This window comes from Candidatus Thiothrix phosphatis (assembly GCF_035668035.1).
Taxonomy (GTDB): Bacteria; Pseudomonadota; Gammaproteobacteria; order Thiotrichales; family Thiotrichaceae; genus Thiothrix; species Thiothrix phosphatis.
In genome coordinates this window covers 1-3,333 of sequence record NZ_JAYMYJ010000038.1, presented here as the reverse complement: position 1 = coordinate 3,333, position 3,333 = coordinate 1, and the positions used below count along the sequence as shown (strand labels likewise).

Genomic DNA, 3,333 nt, shown 5'->3' with positions numbered 1-3,333 from the left:
CTGGTCGCTGTTGACGGGAGTGGCTTGCGCGGGAGTCAGCGCTGCCGAAATGCCAAGGCCGATGATCGCCGCTGTAATGATCAATCTGATCTTCATGATTTTTTCCTCTTTCCATTAATTTAACGGTGGGATAATAGAAGAACGATCCATTTAATTTGCGATAGATCAATTATTTCAATTAGTTGCAAATTTGATTGGATTCGACTGTAATATTTTTCGACATATGTTCACTTCAGCGATTGGCATGTCAGATGGCACTGATCGAAACAGATCAGGAACCGGCAAGGAAGCGAAATGCTTGAGGCAGCGTTCTGGCAAGCAGCAACTGCCGGGTCAGCGCCGCGACGTGCGGCGGCGACCACTTCGTTCCCTGACCGCAACACCGCAACCACCTTGGTCACCGGCGCCGATCCCTGTATGCTGAAAGGAATCGACAGACCACTCTTGGAGAAAACTATGCTGCGCCGAATTCCAGCGATTGTCTCGTTGTCCTGTTGGGCAGCGCTTGCCGGCGCCGAGGCGCCACCATTGCCGGCAGCCAGTCGCGGCGAGTTGTTGTACTCGACGCATTGCATCGCCTGCCACAACGAACAGGTGCATTGGCGAGACAGGAAACGGGTAACCGACTGGCAAAGTCTGCGGTCGGAAGTCCGTCACTGGGGGGAAATCACGTCCCTGCGCTGGAACCGGGAAGACGTCAACGAAGTTGCACGCTATCTGCAGGCAGTTTACTATCGCAGCCTGCCGCCGGAGTGAGTGCCTGATCCGGCCAAGGCCGACGGTAGCAACCCGCGGCCTGCCCTTGCTCGCACGCGCCGGAACGACCAATGCACGGGCAACGGGAGCGACCTGCGACTACCGTGGCGGCCCAGCCAGGTGCATCCGATCGCGGATGCGTAGGGTAACGTCAGTTCGGGAAAAGTTTGGGGGACTGAGAGAACCGGCGAAACTCCTGAAGCGGTAGCCCGGGCTTGTTGGGCATAAGGCAATAGGCAATGAGGCCAGCCAGCAAATTGACTGCGAAATGGATGTGCAAGCGAAGGCTGGTGTGCTCGATCTGACAGAGGTCATTCAGTTCGTCGATGACGATTTATTAACTGTCGGTAACGTATCTGATGGAACAGCACTACCCGGGTCATCAACTCCGCCACGGACAGGCTGCTTTCTTCTCGACCGATGGCGCTTGCCATCGGTCAGCAGCCGGGCTTTCAGTTGAGGTTCGAACGCTTTGTAACAGTCGACCATCCGGAAGTAAGTCCCGGTCAGATCGTCCATGATGAGGCCTCCGTGTACGTGGTCGATCAACTCGTGCAGTGCACTCGATTAATCAAGATAACATTGACGCTCATCCGTTTATCATCAATGGGTTAGCGCCATAATTTTGGCTTCGATATCCCGAACTGACGTTATCCTACGCGATGTGCACCTTTTAGTCCGTGGCCAGCCCTTCGAAATCCAGCAGGGGTCGTCCCAAGGACTGGTTGATCAGAACGCACAAGGTATGGGTGGCGACATTCCTGTAGAGACGGGTCACCCACTGCCAGAGTTTGCGTGCGCCGGTAAGTTCGGCGGAGAAACGTTCCGAAAGCTGTCCGATGACGCTCTCGACACGGTGGCGCACCGAGCCCCTGAGAGTGACGAGCGATTGGGGGCGAGAGTCCATCATGTTCTTGCGCAAGGGGGTATGGAGAGTCATGCCCATCGCGGATATATCCTCGGTCAGAATGAAACGGATGAACCCCGTGTCTCCGAACAACGCCCCGCGAATGTACTCCAACGGCAGGTCTAATCTGTTCATAATACACGAAAGGCATATTTCGCGCTTTTTGCGGGGGGGAATTTGTAACTTGTTGATTTTTCTGATAGTCGATATTTCTGACGTTTTATAGTGCCATAATATATGGCTAGATTCGGGCGATCCCCTTGTTTTTTTGTACGATCGTGGGCATGTTTATTCTACAGACACGGACCAGAAACCAGGCGACGGGCGAAGGCTACTTCACCTACCGACTGGTGCGCAGCGAGCGCATCGGTGGCAAGGTCCGTCAGGTCACGGTGTTGAACCTCGGGCGGTATTTTCCGATCCAGCAGAAAGACTGGCCGGTCCTGTGCATCCGTATCGAGCAGTTGCTGCACGGGCAGGTGGTCCTCCTGATGCTGGAATGCTCAGAGCCTATCGAGCGGGCGGCCCAGCGTTACCATGAGCAACTGGTTACACGCGCGCCGACGATCGACTCGGAAATTTCCGGGCCGGTCGGGGATGTGGCTGAACCGGCCGGCGAAACTCGCCCGCCAGCGGACTTTCAGGAAGTCGATGTTGACTCCCTGCAGATGACGCAGCCGCGGTCACTGGGAGTGGAGCATGTCGGTTTGCACGCGTTGACCGAGTTGGGTTTGCTCGAGACGCTGAACGAACTGGGCGTCAATGGGGTGGTGCAGGCGTCGATCATTGGTAACGTGATCGGGAGAATGGGTCAACCGGGGTTTGAACTGGCGACCTGGAACTGGCTGCAGGAGCACAGCGCCCTCGGCGAGTTGTCGACGTCGACTTTCTGTCGATGTCACACATGAGTCTGTACCGGGCCTCGGATGTGCTGATGAAACATCGGGAGGTGATCGAAACGCGTTTGTTCAGTACCGCTCGCACCCTCTTTGATCTGCAGGAGACGGTCACCCTGTACGACCTGAGCAACACCTATTTCGAAGGCGAAGCCAAGCACAATCGTCGGGCCAGGCGCGGACGTTCGAAGGAGAAACGCAGCGACTGCCCGTTGGTAACGCTCGGCCTGGTGCTCGACGGAAGTGGCTTCGTCAGGCGCTTACAGACCTTCGCCGTCAACGTCTCCGAGCCCGCCACGCTGGCGTCCATGCTGGCCGGACTGGCAACGCCGGCAGGAGCGCTGGTGGTCATGGATGCCGGAATTGCCACCGACGCCAAAGTGACCTGGCTGGTCGAGCACGGCTATCGCTATCTGGTGGTTCGTCGCGGCGGCATGCGCCAGTTCGATGAGACAAGCTCGGTGACTATCGAAACCGCCGGAGAGGAGTTGCTGCATCTCCAAAAAGAGCTGAGCCCGGATGGCAAGGAACTCTGCCTGTATTGCCACTCGCCGAATCGGCAACTCCAGGAAGAGGCGATGCTCGCGCAATCCTGTGGGCGTTTCGAGACCGGATTGCATCCCGGATGTACCGAATGGCCCGCTCAACACGCCCTTTCTCATTGCCTCGGTATATCGCCACGGGTCGTGCTTCGTAGCGGTAGTGACCAGCGAAATGCAGCAGCGTCGGGTTGAATCGGATCGCCTGGCCTTGTCTCTCCAGGACGGCGCTCTT

The 3,333-nt window shown here is 56.9% G+C and carries 5 protein-coding genes and 1 pseudogene; 3 read left to right on the top strand and 3 right to left on the bottom strand.

What is annotated here, in order from left to right; all coding sequences use genetic code 11:
- Positions 1-528: 528 nt before the first annotated feature.
- Positions 529-756 carry a hypothetical protein gene (locus tag VSS37_RS04450; RefSeq protein ID WP_324693484.1) on the top strand — a complete coding sequence of 76 codons (228 nt, stop codon included), beginning with the start codon at positions 529-531 and terminating at the stop codon, positions 754-756.
- Positions 757-907: 151 nt separating this feature from the next.
- Here VSS37_RS04450 and VSS37_RS21800 read toward each other — a convergent pair.
- The 3 genes and pseudogenes from VSS37_RS21800 to VSS37_RS04440 all read right to left on the bottom strand — a co-directional run.
- Positions 908-1,087 (bottom strand): annotated as a pseudogene (locus VSS37_RS21800) (hypothetical protein); the annotation flags it as partial.
- The gene (locus tag VSS37_RS04445) at positions 1,072-1,275 is read right to left on the bottom strand and encodes a hypothetical protein (protein WP_324693483.1); all 204 of its coding nucleotides are present in this window, start codon (positions 1,273-1,275) and stop codon (positions 1,072-1,074) included. The pseudogene VSS37_RS21800 and the gene VSS37_RS04445, both read right to left, overlap by 16 nt.
- Positions 1,276-1,429: 154 nt before the next feature.
- Positions 1,430-1,621 (bottom strand): hypothetical protein, encoded by a 192-nt coding sequence (locus tag VSS37_RS04440; protein WP_324693482.1) that lies wholly within the window; start codon positions 1,619-1,621, stop codon positions 1,430-1,432.
- A gap of 326 nt (positions 1,622-1,947) precedes the next feature.
- On the opposite strand from VSS37_RS04440, the gene VSS37_RS04435 reads away from it, so the two are divergent.
- A complete protein-coding gene (locus VSS37_RS04435; RefSeq protein WP_138679264.1) occupies positions 1,948-2,571 on the top strand; it encodes a hypothetical protein in 624 nt (207 codons plus the stop codon).
- The gene (locus tag VSS37_RS04430) at positions 2,568-3,293 is read left to right on the top strand and encodes an IS1634 family transposase (protein ID WP_324693479.1); all 726 of its coding nucleotides are present in this window, start codon (positions 2,568-2,570) and stop codon (positions 3,291-3,293) included. The genes VSS37_RS04435 and VSS37_RS04430 overlap by 4 nt, the downstream gene beginning before the upstream one ends.
- Positions 3,294-3,333: the final 40 nt, after the last annotated feature.

What these genes read in the sequence shown, in the direction of transcription:
- VSS37_RS04445 (WP_324693483.1), bottom strand. Translation starts at nt 1,275, where the DNA reads ATGGACGATCTGACCGGGACTTACTTCCGGATGGTCGACTGTTACAAA.
- VSS37_RS04435 (WP_138679264.1), top strand. Translation starts at nt 1,948, where the DNA reads ATGTTTATTCTACAGACACGGACCAGAAACCAGGCGACGGGCGAAGGC.
- VSS37_RS04430 (WP_324693479.1), top strand. Translation starts at nt 2,568, where the DNA reads ATGAGTCTGTACCGGGCCTCGGATGTGCTGATGAAACATCGGGAGGTG.